Annotated in this window: 20 protein-coding genes; 11 read left to right on the top strand and 9 right to left on the bottom strand. The window is 70.0% G+C overall.

Annotated features, from left to right (window positions below; translation table 11 throughout):
* Together IPK71_30595 and IPK71_30590 are read left to right on the top strand one after the other, a co-directional pair.
* Window positions 1–1,419, top strand: a complete 1,419-nt coding sequence (locus IPK71_30595; protein MBK8218100.1) for a hypothetical protein — start codon at window positions 1–3, stop codon at window positions 1,417–1,419.
* Between the two features lie 60 nt (window positions 1,420–1,479).
* A complete protein-coding gene (locus IPK71_30590) occupies window positions 1,480–2,679 on the top strand; it encodes a PD40 domain-containing protein (protein ID MBK8218099.1) in 1,200 nt (399 codons plus the stop codon).
* A gap of 52 nt (window positions 2,680–2,731) precedes the next feature.
* Here IPK71_30590 and IPK71_30585 read toward each other — a convergent pair whose 3' ends face one another.
* Window positions 2,732–3,964, bottom strand: coding sequence for a PQQ-binding-like beta-propeller repeat protein (locus IPK71_30585; GenBank protein ID MBK8218098.1), 1,233 nt, complete (start codon window positions 3,962–3,964; stop codon window positions 2,732–2,734).
* A 358-nt stretch (window positions 3,965–4,322) separates the two neighbouring features.
* On the opposite strand from IPK71_30585, the gene IPK71_30580 reads away from it, so the two are divergent.
* On the top strand, window positions 4,323–5,672 hold the full coding sequence (locus IPK71_30580; GenBank protein MBK8218097.1) for an NAD(P)/FAD-dependent oxidoreductase: 1,350 nt from the start codon (window positions 4,323–4,325) through the stop codon (window positions 5,670–5,672).
* A 128-nt stretch (window positions 5,673–5,800) separates the two neighbouring features.
* Here the strand turns inward: IPK71_30580 and IPK71_30575 are convergent, their stop codons facing one another.
* The 3 genes from IPK71_30575 to IPK71_30565 form a co-directional block, all read right to left on the bottom strand.
* Window positions 5,801–7,960, bottom strand: a complete 2,160-nt coding sequence (locus tag IPK71_30575; protein MBK8218096.1) for an OPT/YSL family transporter — start codon at window positions 7,958–7,960, stop codon at window positions 5,801–5,803.
* Window positions 7,961–8,071: 111 nt separating this feature from the next.
* On the bottom strand, window positions 8,072–8,752 hold the full coding sequence (locus IPK71_30570) for an NAD(P)H-binding protein (protein ID MBK8218095.1): 681 nt from the start codon (window positions 8,750–8,752) through the stop codon (window positions 8,072–8,074).
* On the bottom strand, window positions 8,749–10,428 hold the full coding sequence (locus tag IPK71_30565; protein ID MBK8218094.1) for a protein kinase: 1,680 nt from the start codon (window positions 10,426–10,428) through the stop codon (window positions 8,749–8,751). The genes IPK71_30570 and IPK71_30565 overlap by 4 nt, the downstream gene beginning before the upstream one ends.
* A gap of 71 nt (window positions 10,429–10,499) precedes the next feature.
* On the opposite strand from IPK71_30565, the gene IPK71_30560 reads away from it, so the two are divergent.
* Both IPK71_30560 and IPK71_30555 read left to right on the top strand, forming a co-directional pair.
* The gene (locus IPK71_30560; GenBank protein MBK8218093.1) at window positions 10,500–11,072 is read left to right on the top strand and encodes a TIGR00730 family Rossman fold protein; all 573 of its coding nucleotides are present in this window, start codon (window positions 10,500–10,502) and stop codon (window positions 11,070–11,072) included.
* Window positions 11,069–11,731 (top strand): HD domain-containing protein, encoded by a 663-nt coding sequence (locus tag IPK71_30555; GenBank protein MBK8218092.1) that lies wholly within the window; start codon window positions 11,069–11,071, stop codon window positions 11,729–11,731. The genes IPK71_30560 and IPK71_30555 overlap by 4 nt, the downstream gene beginning before the upstream one ends.
* Here IPK71_30555 and IPK71_30550 read toward each other — a convergent pair.
* The 3 genes from IPK71_30550 to IPK71_30540 form a co-directional block, all read right to left on the bottom strand.
* A complete protein-coding gene (locus tag IPK71_30550; protein MBK8218091.1) occupies window positions 11,721–12,566 on the bottom strand; it encodes an aldo/keto reductase in 846 nt (281 codons plus the stop codon). The two genes, IPK71_30555 and IPK71_30550, sit on opposite strands and share 11 nt — an antisense overlap.
* Window positions 12,563–13,417 carry a M23 family metallopeptidase gene (locus IPK71_30545; protein MBK8218090.1) on the bottom strand — a complete coding sequence of 285 codons (855 nt, stop codon included), beginning with the start codon at window positions 13,415–13,417 and terminating at the stop codon, window positions 12,563–12,565. The genes IPK71_30550 and IPK71_30545 overlap by 4 nt, the downstream gene beginning before the upstream one ends.
* Window positions 13,418–13,581: 164 nt before the next feature.
* Complete coding sequence (locus IPK71_30540; protein MBK8218089.1) at window positions 13,582–14,175, bottom strand: hypothetical protein; 594 nt, start codon at window positions 14,173–14,175, stop codon at window positions 13,582–13,584.
* Window positions 14,176–14,360: 185 nt separating this feature from the next.
* Between IPK71_30540 and IPK71_30535 the strand changes: the two genes are divergently transcribed.
* Window positions 14,361–15,470: a YdcF family protein gene (locus IPK71_30535; GenBank protein ID MBK8218088.1), complete on the top strand. Its 1,110-nt coding sequence runs from the start codon at window positions 14,361–14,363 to the stop codon at window positions 15,468–15,470.
* A 20-nt stretch (window positions 15,471–15,490) separates the two neighbouring features.
* On the opposite strand, the gene IPK71_30530 is transcribed toward IPK71_30535, so the two are convergent.
* A complete protein-coding gene (locus IPK71_30530; protein MBK8218087.1) occupies window positions 15,491–16,612 on the bottom strand; it encodes a hypothetical protein in 1,122 nt (373 codons plus the stop codon).
* An 84-nt stretch (window positions 16,613–16,696) separates the two neighbouring features.
* Between IPK71_30530 and IPK71_30525 the strand changes: the two genes are divergently transcribed.
* The 3 genes from IPK71_30525 (at window position 16,697) to IPK71_30515 (ending at window position 19,964) form a co-directional block, all read left to right on the top strand.
* On the top strand, window positions 16,697–17,332 hold the full coding sequence (locus IPK71_30525; protein MBK8218086.1) for a LemA family protein: 636 nt from the start codon (window positions 16,697–16,699) through the stop codon (window positions 17,330–17,332).
* Between the two features lie 101 nt (window positions 17,333–17,433).
* Window positions 17,434–18,246, top strand: coding sequence for a TPM domain-containing protein (locus IPK71_30520; GenBank protein MBK8218085.1), 813 nt, complete (start codon window positions 17,434–17,436; stop codon window positions 18,244–18,246).
* A 122-nt stretch (window positions 18,247–18,368) separates the two neighbouring features.
* Window positions 18,369–19,964: an FAD-binding oxidoreductase gene (locus IPK71_30515; protein MBK8218084.1), complete on the top strand. Its 1,596-nt coding sequence runs from the start codon at window positions 18,369–18,371 to the stop codon at window positions 19,962–19,964.
* Window positions 19,965–20,088: 124 nt separating this feature from the next.
* Here the strand turns inward: IPK71_30515 and IPK71_30510 are convergent, their stop codons facing one another.
* Window positions 20,089–22,599, bottom strand: a complete 2,511-nt coding sequence (locus tag IPK71_30510; GenBank protein MBK8218083.1) for a beta-propeller domain-containing protein — start codon at window positions 22,597–22,599, stop codon at window positions 20,089–20,091.
* 188 nt (window positions 22,600–22,787) lie between these two features.
* Here IPK71_30510 and IPK71_30505 point away from each other — a divergent pair, with 188 nt between their 5' ends.
* Together IPK71_30505 and IPK71_30500 are read left to right on the top strand one after the other, a co-directional pair.
* Entirely contained in the window at window positions 22,788–23,597 is an 810-nt protein-coding gene (locus IPK71_30505; protein ID MBK8218082.1) for a 1-acyl-sn-glycerol-3-phosphate acyltransferase, read from the top strand.
* A gap of 217 nt (window positions 23,598–23,814) precedes the next feature.
* Window positions 23,815–26,190 carry a 3-hydroxyacyl-CoA dehydrogenase/enoyl-CoA hydratase family protein gene (locus tag IPK71_30500; GenBank protein MBK8218081.1) on the top strand — a complete coding sequence of 792 codons (2,376 nt, stop codon included), beginning with the start codon at window positions 23,815–23,817 and terminating at the stop codon, window positions 26,188–26,190.
* Window positions 26,191–26,192: the final 2 nt, after the last annotated feature.

The raw sequence follows: 26,192 nt of genomic DNA, 5'->3' as shown, positions 1-26,192 counted from the left end.
ATGATGGGTGATCTCGCCAAAGACGTGGCCCTCGGCGCGGCGTCGCGCGTGGCTCGGACGATGGGGCCTTCGGCGGGGCTCGTGGCCTACCGCACCCTCGCCGAGGGCTCGTCCGACTCGGAGACGCGCGGGATCGCCATCCTCGAGGCCATCGGGTGCGCGCTCGCGCTCCGCGACGAGGGGGCGATGGGTGGGCTCGTCGGGCTCTACGCAGGGGTCAAAGAGGGGCGCCTCGACGCACGAGCGCGCGCCACCGTGCTCGCGCTCGAGCGCCTAGGGTTCGGGCTCGCTGCGCGTGGCCTCGCGGCCCTCGAGCTCGAGCGATTCCCTCGAGCTCGAACGGCGTACGTCTTGGCGCGCTGTTTCGTCCGCGCTCGCGAGCCGTCCGCGGCCACGGCCCTCGAGCGGGCGAGGTCCCTCGCGGCCGCCGAGGGAGACCGTCCGGTCGCGGCGTCTTCGGGGGCGCTCCTCGCGCTGCATCTCCACGGCGTGGGCCGTGAGGCCGAGGCGCGCGCCGTCGAGAAGGCGCTCACGCTCTCGGACGTTCCCCCGGAGCTCCTGCTCGCTCTCTCGGACCACGGCCTTGTCGCGTCGAGTCGCTTCGTTCGCGCAGCCTGGCTCGGCGAGCTCGACAGGTTGGTCTCCGGCGCGGCGCCGCGGATCGCCGACGCGGCGCTCGCACGTGTGTGCGCTCACGCCGATCGTCACGGTGACACGCTCACGGCGCTCGAGCTCGACCGGGTGCTCGCGGTCTTCGCCAAGCTCCGCGACGAGGCGCTCTCCGCGCGTCTTTCGGCGCGCGTCCGGTCGTGGCCTCGGCTCGTCGCCGCCGCCGCGAGAGAGCCCGTCGTGCGCGAGGAGGTCCTCGCCGTTCTCGCGGAAGCATCTCCTTCGCCGCGCACGCAGGGCCTCGCGATGCGCGCGCTCGACCTCGCCACCGGCCGCTTCGAGCCGAAGACCGATCTGCCCAAAGACCCCGAAAACCTGATTCTTTCCGCGGCGTTCGCGCTGCGTGACGGTGACGGACCGCGCGCCTCGACGGCCCTCTCCGCCTGGGCCGAGCGGTCCCGAGAGGCGCACGTCGGGGCGCTCGGTGCCGCGTGGGAGGTGACGCGGTTTGCGCTCTCGTCCGAAGAGGAGGCCGTACGTCGCGCGGCGTGTGTCTGCGCCCGCGCGCTCGTCGAGCGGGCCGCCCCGCTCCCGTCGGGCTCGGGCCTGGCGATCGCGCGCTCGGTCCGGCTCGCCGGTGAGATGGAGCTCGCGGCGCGGATCCTCGCGATCGCCGTCGCCGCGAAGGAGCCGCTCGCGAAGGAGACCTTCGGCGACCTCGCGCGCGAGCTCGGGTGGAAGGCCGCGCTCGAGGGGCGCAGGGACGAGGCGATCCGTCACCTGCGTGCCGCGCGGGATCTCGGCGCGTAGCGCGCCCCGGGCTTTCGCAAACGTCACGTCGTGTGCCGTCCGAGTCGGTACTCTGGGAGCATGGCCTCCGCTCGCTTTTCCGCGCTGTTCCTCCTTGCACTGCCGCTGGCGCTGGCCGGGGGGTGCTCCGACGATCCCGCTGGGTCCCCCGGGGACGCCGGTACCGACTCCTCCGTCGTCGCGCCCCAAGAGGACGCGAGCGCGCCGCCCAAACCCGACTCCGGACCGGCCGTCGACGGGGCGACCGACTCCGCGGCTCCGGGCGCCGGTCCGAAACACGCGTACGTGATGACCACCTTCAAGATGTGGGTGTTCGACCTCGCCACGCCCGATGCCCACACGGAGATCGGACCGGGCCTCGGGTCGGGCTTCGCGACGTACGGAACGGATGGAAACTACGAGCCTTTCGACATTTCTCCTGACGGCAAACGGATCGCGATCCTGCGCGATGGCGTGCTCCACCTCGCCGAGCTTTCGAACCTCGCCGGGGGAGTGACCGTGCCTGCCGACACGTGGGCACGCGCGCCTCGATTCTCGGACGACGGGACGAAGGTGCGGTACGTGAGACGGCTTCGGCAGGGTGGGGGGCGCTTCGACGACGTCGCGATCGTCGAGGTGCCGTTCGCAGGGGGAACGCCGACCGTCGTGCGGGAGCTCCCGAGCGCCGCCTTCCACACCGACCTCGATCGCTACGCCTGGAAGTGGGACGGATCGCTGCTCACGGGCCCCGAGCGTCTCGAGGGTCGCCCGGACAACACCTCGAAGGCCCACGGCATGGTCACGATCGACGCCACCACCGGCGTCGCCGTCCTCGTCACGAGGTCGTACGGGGCGGGCTTCTTCACGTTCGCCCAGAACCGAGAGGAGCCCACGTGCGTCGGCAATCTATGCGTCACGGTCCACGACGGCACCACGGGCGAGAACAACGGCTCGTTCACGGCCGAGAGCTCGGGGTTCCTTCCCGACGGTCGTGTGTACTTTACAAGCAATAGGGATCAGTACGTGAAGGGTGGGGTGTCGTCCGGCGCCCGAGTGACGCTCTCCAGCGCTGCCACCGGGGCCGACTACGAGACCCTCGTCCCTCACACCGGGGACCGTCCCATCGCCTACACGCGCGATGGCAAGCACTACGCGGCCTTCGACGGGGTCGGCGCGACGGCCAAGGTGGCCGTGAGGGCCGCCGCGGGAGGTGCCACGATCGCGACGTTGACGGGCTTCAACGCCGCCAACGTGCCGACCGCCGTGCGCTTCGGGCCGTGAAAAACCGGCGTGGGGCTCCACCACCGCGCCTCGCGGTCCGTGGCTCGCCGAGCTACGGCCCCACCATCATGACCGAGCCTTGGGCCGCGACGAACAGGGCGCCATCGCTGCCGAGCGCCGGGGCGCCGAGCGCCCGTTTGCGGAGCGACGCGGCAAAAAGGAGCCTCCCCGAGGGCTGCACGGCGTAGAGCTTCGTGTCCTCGGCGCCGAAGAAGACCGTACCGCCGGCTCCGACCGAGGGCGCCTCGGGGCGACCGAGCGGCTCGAACGCGAAGAGCTCCTTGCCCGCGCGGTCGACGCCGAGCACCTTTCCGCTCGTGGTTGCAACATACACATTTCCGTCCGGCGACGCCGCGGGGGGGCCGCTCGCCGTGCTGCCGAGGGCGCGCTCGTAACGGAGCTTGCCGTCGGCGGTCACGGCGCGGAGCACGCCGTCCGAGGAGACGAGCAAGATCTCCCCCGAGAAGCCAGAGACGGGGCTCTCGGTGAGCGGCGCAGGGGCTCGGTACACGTCGGTCGTGACGCCGTCTCGGCCGAAGCGTCGGAGAACGCCGTCGCTCCCGGCGACGAGCACGGCGCCGCCCCGCTCGAGCGAAGGGGCCGTCGTCGCGAACGCCGGGGTGTCCGGGCCCGCCGTGGTCAGGGTCGCGACCGAGACCCGATGGAGGTTCGAGTCTTTGGCCGTGAAGACCACGGTGCCGTCGGACAAGGGGAGGAGCGAGGACGGCGCGTTCGCCGAGGCCTCCGAGCCGAGCGCGCGCCCATCCGCGACGGCGAGCTTGTGGAGACGGCCTTCGCGGGTGGCGACGAGCACGACGTCGTCCGAGACGAGCACCGGCGCGACGTCGACCGGGCCGGAGATCGTGACGTCCCACCGGGGGACACCTCCGCGAGGGAGGGCGAGGACGTGCCCGTCGGACGTGGCGACGATCGCGGTGCCGTCGGCCGCGACGACGGGGGCCGTGGGGGTGCCGGTGACGTCGCCCAGCGTGGCGACGGCGCTCGTCGAAGGTCCACGCAGGCGGGGGCGAGTCCCGGGGCGGGCGGGGCAGCCCCCGGCCATCGGCCACGCCGCGGCCGCCGAGACGCCAGGAGCCCCCTCACATGGGTCCGAGAGCGGAGGGAGCTCGGAGGCGTCGGCGTCCGTGGCGACAGCGCCCTCGAGCCCCGCGTCGGTCGAGGGGGCGCTCGCGTCCGGGGGGGCGACGGGATCGTCGGCGCACGAGGCCGTGTGGGCCACGAGACCGAGCACGGCGACAAAGAGGGAAAAGCCACGCGACGTCATATGCCCGCGACTTTACCGCGAAGTCGGCGCACCTGCCCGGTCAGGCGTCCTTTTCCGGCGCGAACCTGTGGACCGCCACGAGCAACGCGTACGACATCGACAACACGACCCAGGTCTCGACCATCCCCATGAGGCGCCTCCTTTCGAGGTGAGTGCAGTCTGCAAGGCCCGTGTGACGACGCGCCGTCTCCGGCGTGAAGAGGTCGGAAAATCGGCCTTGCGAGGGCGACCGTTTCCCCTTGCTCGCGCTCGCGACGACCCTAGAACCGGAGCGCGGGCGTGGCCGAGCTCTCCTGCGAGCCTCGGTGGTCGTCGAAAAGCTTGCGGTCGCGCCACCCGAGAGGTCACAAGGTCACGCATGAACCGCGATCGTCACGTCGTCGTCGTCGGGGCCGGCTTCGGCGGTCTCACCGTCGCCCAGGAGCTCGGCGGCGAGGCCGTCCGCGTCACGGTCATCGACCGGCAGAACCACCATCTCTTCCAGCCGCTCCTCTACCAGGTGGCGATGGCGGGGCTCAGCCCGGCCGAGATCGCCGCCCCCATTCGCGGCGTGCTCGCGCCCCACAAAAACGTGAAGGTCTTGCTGGGGGACGTGACCGCCGTCGACCTCGCCAAGAAGTCCGTCACGGTCGACGGCGAAGCCATCGCGTACGATGCCCTGGTGCTCGCCGTGGGCGCGAGGACGAGCTACTTCGGTCACGACGAATGGGCGGGCGACGCCCCCGGGCTGAAGTCGCTCGACGACGCGCTCGAGATCCGTCACCGGGTGCTCTTCGCGTTCGAGCGGGCCGAGCGCGAGACCGATCCGGCGATCCGCACGCGCCTCCTCACGTTCGTCGTCATCGGCGGCGGGCCGACCGGGGTGGAGCTGGCGGGCGCCGTGAGCGAGCTCGCGAGGTACGTCCTGAACGACGAATTTCGCTCGATCAACCCTCGTGACGCCAAGGTCGTCTTGCTCGAGGCGGGGCCGCGCATCCTCGCGAGCTTCCCGGAGCGCCTGTCGGCGAGCGCGGTCGAGCAGCTCGGCGAGCTCGGCGTCGAGGTGCGTACGGGCACCAAGGTCACGGGGATCGATCCCTACGGCGTCGCGTGGGAGTCGGCCCACGAGGACGACCTCCCCGGCCTCGGCAAGGAGGCTCGTGGTCGCATCGAGGCGAGCACCGTCGTGTGGGGCGCGGGCGTCCAGGGCACGTCGCTCGCGCGCTCGCTCGGGGTCCCGCTCGATCGTCAAGGTCGTGTCATCGTCGACGAGCACGCGCGCATCCCGGGCGCCGACGGGGCGTTCGCGATCGGCGACATGGCCCACCTCGAACAGGACGGAAAGCCGCTTCCCGGCCTCTCACCCGTCGCGATGCAGCAGGCGAGGCACGTGGCGAAGATCCTCCTCCGAGGGCCGGATGCGCCGCTCCCCAAGCCGTTTCGCTACGTCGACAAGGGGTCGATGGCCACCATCGGCCGAAGCCGCGCGATCGCGTACGCCGCGGGCGTCGAGATGCGAGGGTTCCTCGCGTGGCTCGCGTGGCTCTTCATCCACCTCATCTATCTCATCGGCTTCCGGAGCCGCGCGGTCGTGCTCTTCACGTGGGCGTGGTCGTACTTCGCCTACGACCGCGGCGCGCGCCTCATGACCCACCCCATGAAGGCCATCGGTGCGCGCGTGATCGTGCCCGAGCGGGACGAGCACAAGCCCGTGTCCCAGCGCGTCTGAGCCCTACGCCTTCGGCCCGCGAGGAGCCTCTTCGAGCCCCTAAGTGCTCGAAAGGAAAGGGGTCGTAGGATGTCGGTGTTGGTGCGAGCCCGAGGCGGGGATGCCCGCCCTCGGGTTCGTCGGTGAGGTCAGTTCAAGACGAAGTTGTTGAGCCCGGCGACGATGACACCCACGATGCTCTCGCCCGCGATGACACCGGCCGAGAGCGGCACCACGTAGCGCTCCGCCCAGGCCTTGTTGGCCCGCGTCGCGATCTCTCCGAGCACGGCCCCGAGGAACATCGCGAAGGGCGAGAAGAAGGGGAGGATCATGCCGAGCCCGAGCCCCGTGGGCGACGGCACGTACTTCTTGTGCTTCTTCGGCACGAGCGACTCCACGAGCGCGAGAATGGCGCCCACGATGAGGCCCGTCTTGATGCACGTGACGGCCATCGGGTGCATGTTCTTCGTGCCCGTCTTGAAGAGCTTGGCCACGGCGAGCCACTGCTGGGCACCAGGGGCGGGGAAGGCCGGATCCTTCGCGGGCATGCTGTCGGTCGCGGGAGTGCCGGTGAGCACGGTCGCGTCGGGCACGAGGAGGAAGTAGCCGAGGGTCGTGGCGATCGTGCCCGTCAAGATGCCCATCGCCTGCGCCAAGAACTGCCTGCGCGGGTTCGCGCCGAGCAAGTACCCCGACTTGAGATCGTTCAAGAGGTCGGCCGTCGCGAGCCCCGCGCCCGACGTGATCGAGGCGGTCATGAGGTTCGCGGTGGTGCTCTGGGGGATGAGCACGCCGTAGGTAAGCTGCATGATCTTGCCCATCGCGCCGCCCGGCGTGATGTCGCTCTCTCCTGTGGCGCGCGCCGACACGAGCGCGAGCACGAACGTCATGCCGACGGCGAGGAGGCCGAAGTAGGGGGGAATGTCGAAGAAGAGCGCGGCGACCACGATGATGGCGAGACCCGAGCCGCAGAGGCCGTAGAGGAACCATTTGGTCGGGACCTCGACGTCGTCCGGAGAGGCGACCACGGGCTTCTTCTCGTCGCCGTCCCGCTCGGCGGGGGCGCGGTAGCCCGAGGGCTCTTGGCTGGGCTCGGCCTTCTTCGCCGATCCGAACATGCCCGAGATGGCGCGCACGATGGTGCGCCACTGAGCCGCGAGCTGCACGAGCCCCGACGCCACGAGGAGCGGCGCGCCGAACCAGATCCCGATCTCTTTCCACGCGCTCTTCGGCAGCGCGGCGGCTCCGCTCGCCTTCGGGGCGACGAGCGCGTCGGCCATGCCCGTGGCGTAGGCCTTCGGCCCGAGCAGCTTGAGCGCGACGATCTTGGCGTGAGCTGCGGTCTCCATCGCCGCGGGAGAGGTCCACTTGGTCTCGAGCGCGAGGGGGCCGAGGAAGACGGCGACGAAGAGGCCGCCGAGCACCATCCAGCCCGTGATTCGAATGCCGATGATCGCGCCGGCCGCGATGAGGACGACGCCGTGATCGAGCTTCACGTTCCAGTCGCTCCACTTCCAGGCGCGACCGTCGACGTTCGGCGAAGGGAGGAGGTTGAAGATGTTCGACGACGGCGGGAGGAGCGCCTCGCGACCGACGACCACGCCGGCCTTCTTCACCTTGAGAAACTCGAGGTCCTTCAAGAGCGGGACGAGCCCCGAGGCGAGCGCGGCGTAGAGCAGGGCGCGCGCCTTCTTCATGGCCTCGTCGCCCTTGCTGTAGAGGCCTTGGAGCGTCACGGCCGCGGCCGTGCCCGAGGGGAATTTCAGCTTCTCGCGGTTGATGAGGTTCCGCTTCATCGGGATCGCGAGCACGACGCCGAAGGTGGCGAGGCAGAGCACCCAGAGCGCCATGAGCGGCCACGCGAGCTGCACGCCGTGGCGGTTCTCGTCGGTCACGGTGAGGAGCAGGAGCGCCGGGATCGCCGACACGGCCACGTTGCCCGTGGCGTACCCCGCCGACGATGCCGTCGACTGCATGCAGTTGTTCTCGAGGATGGTCATGTCCGTCTTCGCGACGCCGACCGTGCGAAGGAACGACCAGATCGCGTACGAGAGAATGCACGCCGTGAGCGCGACCCCGAGGAACCACCCCGTCTTCAGGCCGATGTAGACGTTCGTGAACGACAGAAAGAAGCCGAGCACGGTGCCCATCGCGATGGCCCGCGCCGTGAGCTGAGGGGCGTCTCCGCGGTAGGCCCGCGCGTACCACTCGGCCTCGTCGAACTTGAGGACCTCCTCGGGCGAGAGCTCGAGAGGCCGCGCGGCCTCGAGCTCTTCGGGGGTGCTCGGGGGCTTCTGGAAAATCGACATGTGCCCGCCACTACCAGCTTTTTTCCCCGGTGCGGCGCGTTATCCCACATGCCGCGCGACGTCGACGCGCGAGGCCGCTCCCGACCCCGCAGGGGGGCCGTGGTGGGCGCCTCAGGGCATCGGCAATTTCCACAGATCGCGCCCGAGCACGACGCGGTCGTGGTACGCGTCCGGGTGGAGGAGCGCGTCGACGAAGCCCTGGCAGACGCGCTCGAGGGGGATGGGCTTCGTGTCGTCGGCGAAGCCGCGCAGACCGGGGAGGCAGCCGAGGCCGGCGAAGAGCGCCGAGAGCCCCGGAGGCGAGCGGCGCTTGCCGTGGGTGCCGTCGGCGGCCCATTCGGGGCTCACGAGCACGCTCGGCCGAAAGACGGTCCACGCGATGCCCGGGCGCTGGACGGCCTGTTCGCACTCGAGCTTCATTTTGAGGTAAGCGCCCGCGCCGCCCGCGCCGACGGAGCTGAGCAAGAGGATGCGAGGCACGCCCACGCGCTCGGCGCTGGCTCCGAGGCTCTTCGCGGACGCGACGTCGCTCGAGGCGTAGTCGTCGCCTTGGGCGAAGCGGCTCCGCATGGTGCCGACGAACGAGACGATCGCGTCGTGACCTCGGAGCGCCGTGTCGAGGGCGGCCTCGTCCGCGAGATCGAAGACCGCGGCGCGCGGATCGCTCCCGAGGGGCGACTTCTCCCGGGATTGGGGGCGGACGTGGAGGGTGAGCTCGATACCCGCTTTTTCGGCCATCGGGATGAACACCTGGCCGGTCGCGCCGGTGGCCCCTGCGACGAACACCTTCATGCGTGACCCTCCGCGTGGTCCGCCGCGGGGGCGAACGTGCCGTGACGAACCAGCTTGTCGTACGCGATGTACGCCCCCACGATGAGCGCGGCCGAGACGAACGCGAGCACGACCGCGATGAGCTTGCCGTTCCCAGGAGCCTGCGCCGGCCCTTGGGCGCTCACGCTCGAGACGCGGTCGCCCTGGGACGACGAAGGCCCGTTCGCCGACGGCGGGACGCGCATGAAGCCGCCTTGCCCGTACATCGTCGCCGGCATGGGTGGCGGTGGACCGGGGAGAGGGCTCAGCATCGGCTGCGGAGGGCCCGACGAGGGGCGATTCTCCGGCCCTCGCGGCGGAAACGGGGAAGCCATCGCCCCGTGCGAGGGGCGCCTCCCGGCCTGTTGCGCGTGGAGGTGGGCGTTCGCGTGGGCGGGGTGGGCGCCGGGGTGCGCGGCGTGTTGGGGCGGTCCGTGGGGGGCGGGCTGCGCTCTGTGCGCGGCGTGCCCTGGAGGGCCCGGGGGGCTCGAAGGACGGACCGCGGCCAGCTGAGAGTTGGAGGACGTCCGCGGCGGCATCGCGGCGCCCATGCTCTGTGGGCCCATGCCTTGAGGGAGGAGCGCCGTGCTCTTCAGCGCGTTCGGCGCCGCGGAGCGAGGGGGGAGCACGTTCGTCGCCTTGAGGTCGTCGGCCTGCGCGTCGGGCCTCACGATGGTCGCCGCCATGGCGCTCGGTCCGCCTTCGCGTCGCGCCCCTCCGGCAGCCGCGCGTGTCTGCGCGATCGCCTCGTGGAGCTCGCGCTCGAAGCGGGCCGCGTCCGCCGGGCGCACCCGCGTCTCCCGCGCGACGGCACGCTCGAGCACGAGAGATACGGCCGGCGGGAGGCTCACCCCGAGGCTCTCCGCGGTGGGCGAGGCCGTCTCTTTGGCGATGGCCTTTCCGAGCCCCTCGACGAGCGTGTCGGCGTGACGCGCCTTCTTCAGCGAGAGAAGCTCGAGGATGACGAGCCCGAGCGCGTACACGTCGGTCCAGGGGCCGATGTCGCCGAAGCGCTTCACGAACTGCTCCGGCGCCCCGTACGAAGGCGAGCAGAGCGCGACCCCCTTCATGGTCTCGACGCTCGGGGTCACACCGAGGGTGGGCTCGTAGATCTTGGCGAGGCCGAAATCGAGCACCTTGATGCGCATTTTTCCGTCGCGCGCGCGCGTGAAGAAGAGGTTCCCGGGTTTGATGTCCCGGTGCACGATGCCCTGCGCGTGGGCGTGCGCGAGCGCCGAGAAGACCGGCGCGAAGAGCTCCATGACCTCGTCGATGGTGTAGGGCCGGGAGGCCTGCACCCGGCCGCGAAGCTCGTGGGAGAGCGTGTGCCCGTCGAGCCACTCGAGCACCATGTAGGGCACGTCCTCGTTCGTCTTCGGCGATCGGAGCGTGCCGCTCGAGATGCCCCGGACGATGTCCAAGGTGCCTTGGCTTAGCCGGTAGAGGATGCGCGTCTCGTCACGGAACCGCTGGAAAAACGAGGCCGTGAGCTTCTCGTCGACGTTCTTGTCGATGCGGAGGCATTTGACGGCCACGGGCTCGCCGAGCCCCATGTGCGTGGCCCGGTACACGAGACCGAAGCCGCCGCCGTCGACGACCTCGTCGAAGCGGAGCTGGTCGATCGTGTGACCGACGAGGCCGAAGTCGTCTGCGGGCATGGGCGGCAGGATACGTCGTTTTCGGAATCGTGTAGAATCGAAGGGTGAGACGAACCCTCGGAAGCGTGTGTGTGTATTGTGGTTCTCGCCCCGGGGCCCGCCCCGAGTACCGCGAGGCGGCCATCGAGCTCGGGAGGGCCCTCGCCCGAAAGCAGATCACCCTCGTCTACGGCGGCGCGAGCGTCGGGCTCATGGGGGCCGTCGCGGACGCCGCGCTCGACGCGGGCGGCGACGTGATCGGCATCTTGCCGCGGTGGCTCGAGGCGAAGGAGGTCGGGCACGAGCGCCTCAAGGAGCTCCACATCGTCGACTCGATGCACACCCGCAAGGCCCGGATGATCGAGCGCTCCGACGCCTTCGTCGCGCTGCCGGGCGGGCTCGGGACGTTCGACGAGCTCTTCGAGGTCCTCACGTGGGCGCAGGTCGGCCTCCACACGAAGCCCGTGGGCCTGCTCGACGTGGGAGGCTACTTCGAGCCCTTCCGTGCGCTCGTGCGGCACGCCGTGATCGAGGGGTTCGCCCTGCCGGAGCACGAGGGCCTCTTCGTGTCCGATCCCGACCCGCACGAGCTCGTCGAGAAGCTCTGCTCGTTCGAGCGCCCCGTCTACGGCTCGAAGTGGGTGGATGGGCCAAAAGGGCCATGATCTCGGATCTTTACGGCGGTCTTTTACCCGTCGCGTTGGGCCGACTCGTCGGGGCGCCGGCGAGCCACGACGCCTCTCACGTGCTCCGGGTGGTCGAGAACGCCACGCGGCTCGCCGAGGCCGAGCGGGCCGACGTCGACGTGTGTCGGATCGCGGCCTTGCTCCACGAGCTCGTGAACCTCCCGAAGGACCACCCCGAGTCGCACACGTCGGGAGACTTGTGCGCGATCGAGGCGGCTCGGGTGCTCGGTGAGCATGGCGCGAGCCGCGCGTTCGTGGTCTCCGTGAGCGACGCCATCCGTGACCACGCCTTCTCGAAGGGCGCCCTGCCGACCACCCTTGAGGGGAAGATCCTCCAAGACGCCGATCGGCTCGACGCGATCGGGGCCGTCGGCGTCGCGCGGTGCATGGCCACGGCCGCCGAGATGCGGAGCCGCTTCTACGACCCGTCCGATCCGTTCGCCGCGTCGCGCGCCCTCGACGACCGCAAGAACGCCCTCGATCACTTCGCGAAGAAGCTCTTTCGCATCCCCGAGCGGCTCCACACGGCCACGGCGCGTACGCTCGCGGCCCCTCGGGTCGCGTTCATGCGCGCCTTCGTCGACGCGCTCGCGGCCGAGTGCGGGTTCGAGCCACCCTGGAGCTTTCCTACACAGTAGGCAGGTGTGAGCGAGGCGGGCCGAGCCCGAAGGTGGCGTCGATGCGAGCGATTTCGTACGGCGTGAGCTCGAGGGCCCCTGCGCGCGCGTTGTCGTCGACGTGAGCCGGGGTCGTCGCCTTCGGGATGGCGAAGAGCGAGTCGCGCCTCACGAGGAACGCGAGCGCGACGGCCCTCGGCCCGACGAAGTACTTTCTCCCGATGTCGACCAAGACGCGCCCCTCGGGGCTCGCGGGGTCGGGGAAGTCGCCCGAACCGAACGGCGAGTACCCGACGACCGAGACGCCCAGGCGCTCGCAGACGGGGAGCAGCACGTGCTCGATGTCGCGCTCGCCGAGGTGGTAGAGCACCTGGTTGCAGGCGACGTTCTCGGCGCCCACGAGGGTGCATGCGTGCTCGAGGTCCGCCACGTCGAAGTTGCTCACTCCGTAGTGCAGGATTTTCCCCTCGTGTTTCAGCGTCTCCATGGCGCGCATCGTCTCTTCGAGCGGGTGCTCCGAAGGGCGCTGGACGAGGTAGAGATCGAGCCTGTCGGTGCGGAGCCTGCGGAGCGAGCGCTCGCACGCGAGCAGCGTCCCCGCGTAGGTGGCGTGCTCGGGGACGACCTTCGACGACAAGAAGACCGAGCCGCGGTAGCCCGCGATGGCCTCGCCCACGAGCTCTTCGACGGCCCCCCTCCCGAAGAGCTCCGCCGTGTCGATGTGGGTGAGACCGAGCTCGATGCCTCTCTGCAGCGCGCGCACGGCCTCGGCCCGGCTCTCGCTCTCGAGCCGCCAGGTGCCCTGGCCGACGATCGGCAAGCGGCGCCCGGTGCGCCCGAGCGGCCGCTCCTTCATGCCTTGACGCGGCGTCGGCGGAGCGCCGCGAGCGACACGAACGCGCCGAGGCCGACGAGCCCGTACGAGGGGGCCGAGCCCGAGCCGTTGCACCCCTCTTCGGCGATCGGCTCGAGGCCCGCTCCCTGTTCGGCCTGGAGCTCACCTTCGGGGGTCGGCAGCTCGTCGGGGCTCTCGGGCCCGACCGGGACGCCCGGCTCCTCGGGCTCCTCGGGGAGGACGGCTCCGTCGGCGGCGCGTGCGTCGGTGGCGCGTGCGTCGGTGGCGCGTGCGTCGGTGGCGCGTGCGTCGGTGGCGCGCGCGTCGGCCGCGCCGGCGTCGGGGGTGGGAGCCAAGCCGTTCGCGCGCTTGTACGACTCGACGAGCGACGTGTACGGGGGCACGTACACCGCGCCCACGTTGGCGACGCTCTGACGAATGTTGAAGTGGAGGTGAATCGTCGTGGGAGTGCCCCCGAAGACGTTCGACACTTTGCCGAGCCGCTGGCCCTTCGTGACCCGCGCGCCCACGGCCACCTGAACCTGGCTCATGTGGAGGTAGTCGAAGCGCGTGCCGTCGGCAGCTGTAAGATACACGGAGTAGCTGCCGACGCTCGTGATGGTGCCCGCCTCCGCGGCGACGGCCCAGTGGGTGTCCTTGACGCAGGTCGCAGGCCGAATGTCTTGCCCTTGGTGGCCCGTGCCCGCCGGGCAGAGCGGCATCGAGTAGGAGCGCGACTCGCAGTAGTTGTCGTGCCACGGGTAGGCGTAGTTCACGGCGTCGCACTGGCCGCCACCAGGGCCTTGTCCGCCGCCGTTCCCGTACACTTGGGAGTTCGCGAAGGCGCGCGCCTGCTCCATGGGGAAGCGCATCGTCGGGGCGTAGACCTTGGCGTCGACCCGCCCTCGCCCCGACCGGGAAGGGACGAGCGTGCCGGCGGGATCGTACGTGAACGCTTGCGCGTGCGCGACCGACGGGAGGGCGGTGAGCGAACCGGCCGAGAGGGCCGCGGCGAGGGTGAGGGCGAGGGCGCGGCTCACGGGCGACCTCCGACGAACGCGAGGCTCTTCGTGACCTCGAGGACGAAGCTCTCGTCCTGGCAGCGCGTGTCCTCGGAGAGGCTGCACTCGACGTCGACCGAGTAGGTCGCCCCGTTCTCGGCCCACGTGGCGGTCGTGATCCCCTCGTTGATCGTGAAGAGGCCGCGTGTGCCTCGGAAGGTGTGGGTGCTCACGTCCTTGGGGAAATCAGGGTGCTCGTGCGCGAAACGATTGCCCTGGATGGCGATGGTCGCGACCGAGGTGCGACCGTCGCCGAGCTTCGCGTCGATGCGGCCGGAGTACGCGTAGAAGCCCGCCTCGACGACGAGGTGAACGTCGGTCGCGGCAGCGCGGGGCACGAGCACCGGCACGAAGGACTCGTCGATCTTGGCGCGCTCGGCGGCAGGGAGCGCTGCCCGGGCAGCCTCGTCGCGAGGAACGGCCGGGAGGGTGACCGCGCTCTTCGTGAGCTTGCCCGCCGAGACCGACGGCACGGACTCGCCGGAGTCGGACTTCGGACGGTCGGCGCAGGCCACGAGGAGCGCCGAGGCGAGCAGGGGACAAAGACCGGCAAGGACGCGGAAATTCACGATGCACGAGGCTAGTTTGTGCGCCCTCGACGGACAACCAAACGGCCACGACGGGGCGCGCTTTTGTCGGCGTATGTGGGCCGTGTGGGCGAACCTGCGCCGACGCGGTGCACCACGTCGCGCGAGGCTCGGAGATTGGAAAAATGGCGCCGCACCGCCAACCCGCCCGAACTACCCTCGTCGAGATGACGCGGCGCAAGGAACGCAGGACGAGCTCGGTCCTCGTGGTGCTCGTCGCCTCGCTCGGCCTCGGGTGCGCGAGAGACCTCACGACCCTCGCGGCGCGCACGCCCCCGCGCCTCGGCCGAGCGCCCGTGCCTGCGCGCGCGGACCTCCTCTGCGGCGAGTGGCGACGAGCGGTCGACTACGATCGCGACGCGAGCTCCCACACCTCGTTCCCCGAGCTCGACACGTCGCGGAGCTGTTACGTCGAGGTCTCGCACGACGAGCGAGGGCTTCGGGCCGGGCCCGTGCCCGCGGGCTGCGGCTTCCCGAGCGACGTCGTCACGTCGCGCGCGCACCTTCTGGGTCGCGCGGCGCTCTACGACCGCGTCGCGCGAGGCGACCTCGCGGTGCTCCCGCGGGAGCTCTCGTGCAGCTTGCCTACGGAGGTGCGCGAGTCGGCCGCGCGGCACAACGCGGCGGTTTTTCGCGCGCTCTCCGCGATCGAGACGCCGAGGCGCTACCCCTACGCGGCCGCGCTCGTTCCGGGCTACGGCGCCCTTCGCCAAGACACGAGCGTGCTCGTCGGGGCGAAGCCGGGGGACACGTGCCGAGCGCTCGACGGCGCGGAGCTCGAGAAGCTCGGGGTCAACGTCCTTCGCGCCCAGCGCGGCGCGGCGGTGGTTCGAGACGGCGTGGCGCCGGTCCTCGTGGTGAGCGGGGGCGCCGTGCACTCGGACCTCGTCGAGGCCTTCGCGCTCGAGCACGTCGCGCGGTGCCGCTTCGGGATCCCGGCGTCGCGGATCGTCGTGGACCCGTGCGCGGACCACACACACACGAACCTCCGCAACGCTGGCGCTGTCGTGGTGGGGCTCGGGGCGAAGGTCGCCTACCTCGTGACGGACCCGTACCTCCAATCCGAATACCTCGGTGATTTCATGGCCTTCGACGCGATCGGAGGGTCGGTCGATCAGCGGAGCCTCCGCGACTTCGGCTACCTCGTCGGAGCGTGGCGGCGCGCGAGCCGAGGCACGCTCGGTGGGTTCTGGTACACGCCATATCGCTTCTGGGGAGACGACGGTCCGCTCCGCGACGCGACGTGCCTCACGGACGTCGTCTCGCCGCGGCCGTGACGGGCCACGCCGGGGTCGAGTCAGAGCACTTGGCTCGACGCGACCTTCGTCGACACGATGCGCCTCGGCTTGGCGCCGATATCGGCGGGGTCCCCGTCGGTCGCGACGAGCGGCGCCGAGATCCCGCAGAGCGGCAGCTTGAGCTCGTTCTTGGGATCGTCGGCCGAGACGCACACCACCTTGGGCAGGGGGAGCACCGCGATCTGCGTGGCCGCCTTGCCTCCGCCCTTCGTGAGGTCTTGGCCGAAGAGGGAGATCTTGGCGCCCGGGTCGTGCCCGCTCGGGAGCTTCCACGCCGACGTGACCACCACCTCGAGCCTGGCTCCCTTCGCGGTGGAAGGCAGCCGAAGGACCGCGCTCGCGAGCTTCTTTCGCGCGAGGCTCTCCATGGATCGATAGGCCGAGAGGCCCCGGTCTCCGGAGACCGCCTCGACCGAGAGCACGTGGCCGCGCCCGTCGGCGACGACGGAGAACCGGACCATGCCGTTGACCGGCGCGTCGCTCGCGTACATCGCTTCGGCGAGGGCGGCTCGAACGGGCCCGTCGGGGCCGAGACCGAGCTCCGCCTCGCGTGCCCGCGCGCTCTCGCGGAGCGCCGCCTCGACGCGCTCTTTGGCCGACGGGACATCGCTCGGGGGCGACGATGCGCCGGGCGCGACTGTCGCCGCGTCGGACCGCCCGGGCACGAACGGGTTCTTTCCGACGCCGAGGTCGGCGAGCCCGAGGGAGGGGCGCGCCGAACCCGCCGGGGATGGCGCGCCGAGCGGAGAGTCGGGCGGCTCGGCGATGGGCTCGTCCGAGCCGGGCGCCGCGGCGACAGGCTCGCTCGGGGCGCGAGGAGCTCGAAGAGAGGGCCTCACGTCGCGCGCACCTCGCTCGGGCGGCGAGCCCTCGGCGGGCGGCCCCGTGGGGAGGTCGGGGCGCGGGGGCGGTGCGAGATCGAGCTCGATCTCGGCGGCATCGTCGGCACCCTTCGCGAGGGCCGGAGGCGACGGAGCCCGTGGTCGAAGGAGCGCCGCCGCGAGCGCCACGTGCACGAGCACCGACGCCACGAGCACCTGCCCGTCGCGGGGCCACGAGGCACGCTTTCGCGCGCGTTGGGCCGAGGCCGCGTCTCGATCGAGCGTGCGCTCTTCGGCCATGGGTGCCCTCGTAGCACTTTCCCGCGCCGACGCAAAAACTGCCGTGCTTGCTTCGTGGGGCCCGAGTCCTTAGCTTGCGCGGTGATGAAAAAACGCTCCGCCTTCGCGCTCCCCTGGCTCGCGCGTCATGCGCTCGTGAAGCTCGCCTTCGTCCTCGGCCTCGTCGGGCTCTTCTTCGTGCCCGGCTGCCAGAACTACGACCAGCTCGTCGAGAAGGACCAAATCTGCGAGCAGAAATGGGCCGACTACGAGGCGCAGCTCCAGCGCCGGTACGACCTCGTGCCGAACCTCGTGAACACGGTGAAGGCCTCCGCCAAACACGAGGCGGACACCCTCGCCAAGGTCACCGAGGCGCGCGCCTCGGCCACGAGCATCAAGCTCTCGGGCGACGACTTCACCGACCCCGAGAAGATGGCCGCCTTCCAGAAGGCACAAGACCAGCTGAAGGGCTCGCTCTCGCGGCTCCTCGTCGCCAACGAGGCGTACCCCGAGCTCAAGGGAAACCAGGCCTTCCGCGACCTCCAGGTGCAGCTCGAAGGCACCGAGAACCGCATCCTCCGATCGCGTGAGGAATACAACAATGCGGTCCGCGTCTACAACACGGAGCTCAAGAAGATCAAAGGGCAAGTGGTCAACAAGGCCACCGGCAAGCCGTTCAAGGAGCGCGTCTACTTCAGCGCCTCGAGCGAGGCCCAGGCCGCACCCAAGGTCAATTTCTGACACCCGGGTCCCGGGCTCGTGACACTCTCGGGGTGTCGCCTCTTTGGCGGCGCCCCTTTTTCTTGGTCGAGCTCCGCGCCATGTCGTCAGGGAGGTCTCTCATGTCGAGTTCGACGAACGTCCGCGCGGTCCTCGCGCGATTCGCGTGGTTCGCGGTCATCGTTTCGCTCTTCGTCGCGACGTTCGCTCCGCGCGTGGCCTTCGCCTTCACGCCGCCCACCCTCGAGGGCCCGGTCACCGACAAGGCCAAGGTCCTCTCGGTCGTCGAGAAGGAGCGCATCTCCGACAAGGTGCTCGCGCTCAAGGCCGCGCACGGTCACGAGGTCGCGGTGCTCGTCGTGCCCACGCTCGGCGGCGAGACCGTCGAAGACTTCGCCTACAAGACGGCGAAGGCGTGGGGCCTCGGCTCGGCCGAGCGCGACGACGGCGTGCTCTTCCTCGTGGCCACGGCCGAACGAAAGATCCGAATCGAGACCGGCAAGGGTGTGGGCGGCGACCTCACGGACGTCGACGCGAGCCGCATCATCCGGGACAACGTCGCCCCCGAGCTCAAGAGCGGGCGCTACGGCGCCGGCATCGAGGCCGGGGTCGACGCGATCGGCGCGCGGTTCTCCGGGGTCGCGCCGCCCGCGAAGCCCACGTCGAGCGGGGGCGGCTCGGGCATCCTCTTCGTCCTCGTCGTGGTGGTGATCCTGGTCGCGATCGTCGCGTTCATCGGCCTCTTCATCTATCTCTCCGCGCTCCAGGCCAACTCACGGGGCGGTGGCGGCTACGGCGGGACGTACGGCGGGGGCTCCGATTGGTCGAGCGGGAGCTCGGGCGGCAGCGATTGGTCGAGTGGGAGCTCGGGCGGCAGCGACTTCGGCGGAGGCGGGGGCGACTTCGGAGGCGGGGGCTCGAGCGGCGACTACTGAGCTTGTGGTTGCCTGTAACGTATCGAAAGTCATGTGAAATATGGCGATCTGCGGGTGCGCGTGCCCGGCGGCTCGTTTGACTCGTTGAGGGCGATCCTCCATTCGGCCTAAGCTTGAGGACGATGAGCGTTCGCGAGCGAAGCCACTGGGCCTGGGGTTACGAGGACGCGTTTCCCGACGAGGCTGCGAGGGCCAAGCTCGCGGCGAGGCTCGAGGCGGCGGGGCTCGGGGCCCTCTCTCCGACGAAGCCCGTGGCGCGCGACGCCATCACGTTGCCGGCGTCGCGCATCGTGCCCCCGTATGAGCTCCGGGCCTTCGGCAGCGACGATCCCGGTGCCCGCATCGGCCACGCCTACGGCAAAGGGTACCGCGACATCGTGCGGGCCTTCCGTGGCGAGTTCCCGAGCCCGCCCGACTGGGTCTTCTTCCCCGAGACCGAAGAGCAGATCGCCTCGATTTTCACCTACTGCGAGCGCGAGGACGTGGCCATCGTCCCGTTCGGAGGTGGCACGAGCGTCGTCGGTGGCGTCGAGACCGTGCTCGAGAAGGGCTTCCGCGGCGTCGTCACGCTCTCGCTCGCGAAGATGGCGAACGTCGTCTCGGTCTCCAAGACGGACCGGACGGCGCGCATCCAAGGGGGCGCCAGTGGTCCCGCCATCGAGGCTGCGCTCGCGACGCACGGGCTCACGCTCCGGCACTATCCCCAGAGCTTCGAGCTCTCCACGTTGGGTGGATGGATCGCGACCCGCGCGGGCGGCCACTTCGCGACGCTCCACACCCACATCGACGACTTCGTGCAGTCGGTCCGTATGCTGACGCCGCGGGGCCTCTTCGAGACGCACAAGGTGCCCGCTTCGGGGGCGGGTCCATCGGCGAAGCGGCTCGTGCTCGGCTCCGAAGGTGCGTTCGGTGTCGTCGTAGACGCCGTGCTCCGCCTGCAGGAGGTCCCGCGCTGGCGTGGGCAGGCCACGGTCACGTTCGCGAGCATGGACGACGGCGTCCGCGCGATTCGCGCTCTCTCGCAGTCGGGGCTCCACCCGTCGAACTGCCGCCTGCTCGACCCGGTCGAGGCGCTCATGCACCAGGTCTCGAAGAAGGGCGAGGCGGTGCTGCTCCTCGCGTTCGAGAGCGCCGATCACCCTCTCGAAGCCTGGCTCGAGCGCGCGCTGTCGATCGCGACCGATCTCGGGGGCGTCTGCGAGGAAGAGGGGCGTTACACGGCGTCCGACGGCGACGCGGGCCCGAGCGGCCAGTCCACCTGGAAGGCGGCGTTCCTCGCGGCGCCGTACCTCCAGAGCGCGCTCGTCTCGCTCGGCGTCGTCGTCGACACCTTCGAGACCGCCTGCACCTGGGAGACGTTCCCGAAGCTCGACGCGGCCATCCGCGCGGACGTGCAGCGCGCGCTCGACGAGCAGTGCGGCGGCGGCATCGTGTCGTGCCGCTTCACCCACGTCTATCCCGACGGCCCCGCGCCCTATTACACGTTCCTCGGCAAGGCGAAGCCGGGGCAGGAGCTCGAGCAATGGGCGGTCATCAAGGAGGCCGCCTCCGCCGCGATTCGCCGAGAAGGTGGGACGATCACCCACCATCACGCCGTCGGCCGCTGGCACAAGGCGGGGTACGAGGCGGAGCGCCCCGCGCTCTTCGGTGACGTGCTCCGCGCGATGAAGGCAAAGCTCGACCCTCGTGGGATCCTGAACCCCGGCGTGCTGATCTGACGAGGGAGCCCGCTCCTTCACCTCCACCGTACGAGGTCACCGAGCGCGCCACTCGTCGGCCCCGAAAACGCGAAGCCCGCGCCCCTCGAGAGAGGCCGCGGGCTTCGTCGCACCTTCGGTCGTCTCAGCCGCGCGAGGGCGGCTCGACGGGCTCGGTGGAGGGCATCGGCACGGGACCGCCACCGTCGGTGCCTCCGCCGCCGCAGGTCGGGTAACCCTCGGGCGTTAGGGGGGCGCTGAGCGGGAGCACCTTGCCGGGCGAGGCGAGCTGGTCGACCTTCTGCGCGATCACGCCGCCGTAGCTGATCGAGTAGATGACGTCCTCCATGAACACGCCGCGGCGCACGCTGGGCTGGTAGTACCCGCAGGCGTAGCCGCCGGGCTGGTTCGCGAAGAACGGGCTGTGATCGAGCGAGCCGGCCTTGGCGAAGCCCGTCTGCGCGTTCACGCGGAAGACCTCGAGCGAGCTACGCATGCCGGTGCGGCCGTACGCGTAGTAGGGGAACGCGAGGAGGCCACGGTCCTTGAAGTAGGTGAACGCCTTCGGATCGTAGAGGGCCTCGGAGTGCCCGTACTCGGTGTTGGCGTAGGCGTGTTTGTGAGCGAGGCGCGGCTGGGCCGGGTTCGTCACGTCGAAGATCTGGAGCGCGATGCCCTGCACGCGGCCGTCGTTCGTGGCGTCGCGGCCGATCGTGAGGAGGTGATTGTCGTCCATGGGGACCATGAACTCGCTGAACCCCGGGATTTTTAGCTCACCGGTGACCCGCGGGGCGTTCGGGTTCGAGAGATCGAGCGCGAAGAGCGGGTCGACCTGGCGGAAGGTGACCATGTAGCCCTTGCCGTTCATGAAGCGCGTCGAGTAGATGCGCTCGCCCGGCGCGAGGGGGCCCGTGTCGCCGCGGAGGGGGAGCCGCATCGCGAGCGTCGGGGCTCCGAGCACGCGGACGTGGTTCTCGGTGTCCGGCTGCGCGAGGCGGTCGGCCTCGTTCCGCGCGGGGTTCGTGTAGACGAAGCGCTCGGTCGTCGCGATGCGGAGATTCCCCTGGTATTCGTCGATCGAGTACTGGTCGTCGATCGAGCCGCCCACCGTGCCGGAGCCGACGTAGATCGGGAAGCCGGGCTCGGAGGCCGAGTTGAACGCGAGCTTGTGCACGTGCGTGCGGCTCTGGAGAAAGCGCGCCGGGAGCGCTTGCGGCGTCACCGCGGGGCTCGTTCGGGTGCCGACTCCGCCGGGCTTCGGCGCGGGGGTCGGGGCGGGGGAGGGCTCCGCGGTGCCGGTGCCGGTGCCCGTCGAGGGCGGCACCGAGCCGCCGCTCGAACCCGTGCTCCCTTGACCTTGCGCGGACCGCCACACGCCCCAGATGTCGGCCCAGGGGATCTCGACATAGGCCTCTTGGGCGAGCACGAGGCTCTGCGCGTTGCCGTACACCACGTTGGTCTGCCCGGTGATGGCGGCGCTCTTCACCGAGGCGTTGGGAGCCGCGAGATCGATCGACTCGACCTGCGTGAGGCCGTAGGCCGTGGAGCCCGTGGTGGGCAGGTAGTAGTCGCTGCAGCTCGGCGACTGGGCCGTGACCTGGGTGCCGCGCTTCTCGAACGAGACGGGCATCCAGTCTTGGACCTGGCTCGCGGAGATCGCAGCCTGGTTCTTCGTGCGGAGCGCCTCGAGCTTCGCGATCATGCCGGCCGCGTCCTGCGGGTACTGCTCACCGGGGGCGAGCTCGATGCCGTACGCGAGCTTCGGGCCGTGGGCGCCGCCGACGAGCACGGTGCGGACCTCGGAGCCGACGCGGCGCGAGTCCTTGTAGTTTCCCTCGAAGTAGAGCTCGCGGGCCACCTGAGGGACACCGTTCGCGAGCTCGAAGACCGTGATCTTGGTGAGCGGCACGTACGGCTCGGGCGCGGGACCCGTGCCTCCTCCGCCGGGGCGCGGCGCGGACTCGGGTACGGCGACGTCGGTCGCGACGCCACCGCCGTAGTAGCCGCCGTCCGAGTAACCCTCGCGGATGGGGGTGCCCGTGGCGGTGAAGAGCTTCGCGCCGTTCACCTGCGAGTAGACGACGAGCTTCTGGCCGTCGAGGAACATCTCCGACGGTGTGCCCTCCACCGTGGCCTTGCCGATCTCGGCGAGCGACTCTTTGGGCCACGCGCGCAGCACCTTGAGCTCGGTGCCGTGCAGCACGTAGATGCGCTCGTTATCGACCTTGACGAAGTCGGCCTCGTCGACGCCGGCGACCTGCGTGGTCGTCTCGGAGTGATCTTGCGCCTTGGGAGCGGGAGCCGGCGAAGGCGTCGCGCCACCCGAGCCGCCCGAGCCCGGGGCGCTCGGAGCGCTCGGGGCGTTGCTGGCCTCGGGGGCGCCTCGCCCGTCGGACATCGGCAGGCCGCCGCCGTAGTAGCCGCCCTGCGCGCCGTAGCGCTGGATCATGTCGATCTGGCGATCGATGTTGCGGTTCAACTTGAAGGAGGCGTCGGCCTTGAGCTCGGTCAAAAGCTCGCCACAGCTCTTCATCCGTCGAAGCATCGCCTCGTCTTGGCCGATGGGCGTGGGCTCGGTCGTGGTGGAGCCACCGCAACCCGAGAGCGCGGCGAGGCCCGAGGCAGCGAAGAGGACGAAGGCAGTCTTGACGTTCATGGCTTCTTAGGTCTCCTTGGCCGTCCCATAAGCACCCCGCGTGCCAGATACGAAACGTCAAAAAGTTCAATAAATTCATGGGCGCATTCCATGCGCAGCCTCGTGGAGGCGCAGCCTGGCACAGCGCACGGTTGCCTGTGCCGCGGTGACCCTCGCGGCGCCCGCTCCGAACGCGTTATGGTCGCGCGGTGCGACCGACGACGAAAGAGCTCTCGGAGCTGTCGACCCGCGAGCGCGTCGCGTTCGAGCTGGCCGACCTCTGCGTGCGGGAGCCGTTCACGGAGGTGTCCGGGCGCTACCTCGCGACCGTGATGGGGACGCTCATCGGGTCGTGCGGGAGCCGGCGGATCGACGTGACGGGGCTCGAGCACGTGGCGTCCCTCGGCCCGTCCGCGCGGATCCTGCTGCTCGCCAACCACAGGAGCTTCTTCGACTTCTTCACGATCCTCTACGTGCTCTTCTTCCGCACGCGCCTTCCGCGTCGGCTCTTTTTCCCGACACGCGGCACCTTCTTCTACGACCACCCGGCGGGGCCCGTCGTGAACCTCGCCATGAGCGCGATGCGCATGTTCCCTCCCGTGCTCCGCGACGCGAAGAAGCGCGCGTGGAACGAGTACATGCTGCGCCGTACGATCGACGAGCTCCGCAAGCCCGGAACGATCGTCGGCCTCCACCCCGAGGGCACGCGCAACAAAGGGGAGGACCCTTACGCCCTCCTGCCCGCGCAGCCCGGCGTGGGCAAGGTCATCCTCGCGGCCGACTTCGCGACCGTGGTGCCCGTCTTCGTGCTCGGCATGTCGAACGAGCTGTCGCGCGAGTTTCTCTGGAACTGGACGGACGCGTCCGCTCACAGGATCTCGGTGCGCTTCGGGCCCGCGCTCGACTTCTCGGATCTCCGCGTGGGGCCGGCGAAGCTCACGACCGCGAAGCGCGCCGCCGATCGCGCGCTCGGGGCCATTTCCGCCCTCGGTGAGGAGGATCGCCGGGAGCGCGGCTGAGCGCGACGCCGTCTCGGAGCGCCCGATAGCGCCTCGTGGGTTCACGTAACGTATGCCTGAGGTGAGCGTCTTCGCGCGGAAATTTCGCGCGCTCGGGCCACCTTGCCGCGCCGCGCGATTTCGTCGTCGCCCGCCTTGCGCTCGCGACTGAATGACGGTTCACTATCGCCGCCGCCCGCGCCGTGCGGGTCGGCCCACTCATCCCGAGGACGCGTTCATGAACAAACCGATTCGCCGCGCGTGTGTGATCGGCGCGGGCGTCATGGGGCAAGGCATCGCCGCCCACTTCGCCAACGCCGGTATCGAGGTCCTCCTCCTCGACATCGTTCCCCCCGACCTCAAAGACGCGGACAAGGCGCCCAAGGCCGCGCGCAACGCGTTCGCCGCCGGCGGCCTCGACAAAGCCCTGAAGGCCCGCCCTGCCGCGTTCTTCCACAAGCAGAACGCCCGCCTCGTCAGCGTGGGCAACACGGAGGACGACCTCGCGAAGGTGTCCACGTGCGACCTCGTCATCGAGGCCGTGCTCGAGCGCATCGACGTGAAGCAGGCCCTCCTCGAGAAGCTCGAGAAGCTCGTCCCGCCGCACGCGATCGTGGCCTCGAACACCTCGGGCCTCCGCATCGTCGACATGCTGAAGGGCCGCTCCGACGCGTTCAAGAAGCGCTTCCTCGTGATGCACTTCTTCAACCCCGTCCGCTACATGAAGCTCCTCGAGATCGTGTGGGGGCCCGACACGGACCCCGGCGTCGTCTCGTTCGTGAAGAAGTTCGGCGAGGACGTGCTCGGCAAGGGCGTCGTCTTCGGGAAAGACACCCCGAACTTCGTCGGCAACCGCATCGGCGTGCACGCGATGATGTCGACCATCCACCAGATGCTCGAGGACGGGCTCACCCCGGAGGACGTCGACAACGTCACCGGCACGCCCATGGGTCACCCCAAGAGCGCGAGCTTCCGCACGGCGGATCTCGTCGGCCTGGACACCTTCGCCCACGTCGCCGACAACTGCTTCAAGGCGCTCGAGAACGACGAGGACCGCAAGATCTTCGAGGTCCCGGCCTTCGTTCGCACGATGGTCGAGAAGAAGCTCCTCGGTAACAAGACGAAGGGTGGCTTCTACAAGAAGGGCGCCGACAAGAGCATCTCCACCTTCGACCCGAAGACGCTCGACTACCGCCCCAAGGGCGGCGACGACGCGATCAAGAACGCGACGAAGGCGATCGCGAAGGAAGAGGATGTTCGCAAGCGCGTGAAGAAGCTCGTCGCCGACGAGGGCAAAGCCGGCGCGTTCGCGTGGAAGGTGCTCTCGAAGAGCCTCGCGTACTCGGCGCGGCGCATCGGCGAGATCACGGACGACGTGACCGCGATCGACGACGCGATGAAGTGGGGTTACAACTGGGAGCTCGGCCCGTTCGAGACCTGGGACGCCCTGGGCTTCGTCGAGACGACCGACCGCATGATCAAGGACGGCATCAAGCTGCCCGAGTCCGTGATCAAGATGAAGGCGAGCGGCGCGACGGCGTTCTACCGCGCGGACGGCGCCGTGTTCGATCTCCAGAAGGGCGAGTACGTGAAGCGCGAGCAAGACCCGCGCTACGCGACGCTCCAGATCCTGCGCAAGGGCCAGGCCCCCGTCCTCAAGAACGACGGCGCCGAGGCCTGGGACCTCGGTGACGGGATCCTCGGGCTCACCTTCAAGACGAAGGCGAACAGCATCGACCCCGACGTCATCTCGATGATCGGCCAGGCCGTCGAGAAGGCCGAGACCGACTTCCGCGGCCTCGTCGTCGCGAACGAGGGCGAGCACTTCTGCGTCGGCGCGAACCTCTTCCTCGTCGTCATGGCGGCGGGCTCCCAGCAGTGGGAGGACATCCGCAAGATGGTGAAGGGGTACCAGGGCGCAGTGCAGCGCATGAAGTACTCGCAGGTCCCGGTCGTCGTCGCGCCGTACGGCATGACGCTCGGCGGCGGCCTCGAGCTCTGCTTCGGCGGCGCCGCGGTGCAGGCGGCGGCCGAGACGTACTCGGGCCTCGTCGAGGTGGGCGTGGGCCTCCTCCCCGGCGGCGCGGGCAACCTCAACATGCTCTGGCGCGCGCTCGACGGCGTGCCCGAGGGCGCCCAGCTCAACACGCTCGAGATCGTGACCAACACGTTCAAGAACATCGCCCTCGCCAAGATCGCGACGAGCGCCGAGGAGGCGAAGCAGCTCGGCTACTTCCGCAAGACCGACGGCGTCTCGTTCGACAAGGCCCGCGTCCTCGTCGACGCGAAGAAGCGCGCGATCGGCCTCGCCGAGTCGGGCTACCACGCGCCCACGCCCAAGGCCTACGTGCTCCCGGGCGAGAGCGGCATCGCGACCCTCAAGATGATGGTCGACACCCTCGTCGCCGGTGGCTTCGCCTCCGAGCACGACGCGAAGATCGCCGGCAAGGTCGCCGAGGTCCTCTGCGGTGGCATCTCGGGCGCGTCGCACGAGTGCACCGAGCAAGAGCTCCTCGACATCGAAGCCGAAGCGTTCGTGAGCCTCTGCGGCGAGCCGAAGAGCCAGGAACGCATGCAATTCATGCTCATGAACAACAAGCCGCTCAGGAACTAAGC

The organism is Myxococcales bacterium (assembly GCA_016712525.1).
Lineage (GTDB): Bacteria > Myxococcota_A > Polyangia > Polyangiales > Polyangiaceae > JAAFHV01.
This window is presented reverse-complemented; position numbering and strand designations above follow the sequence as displayed.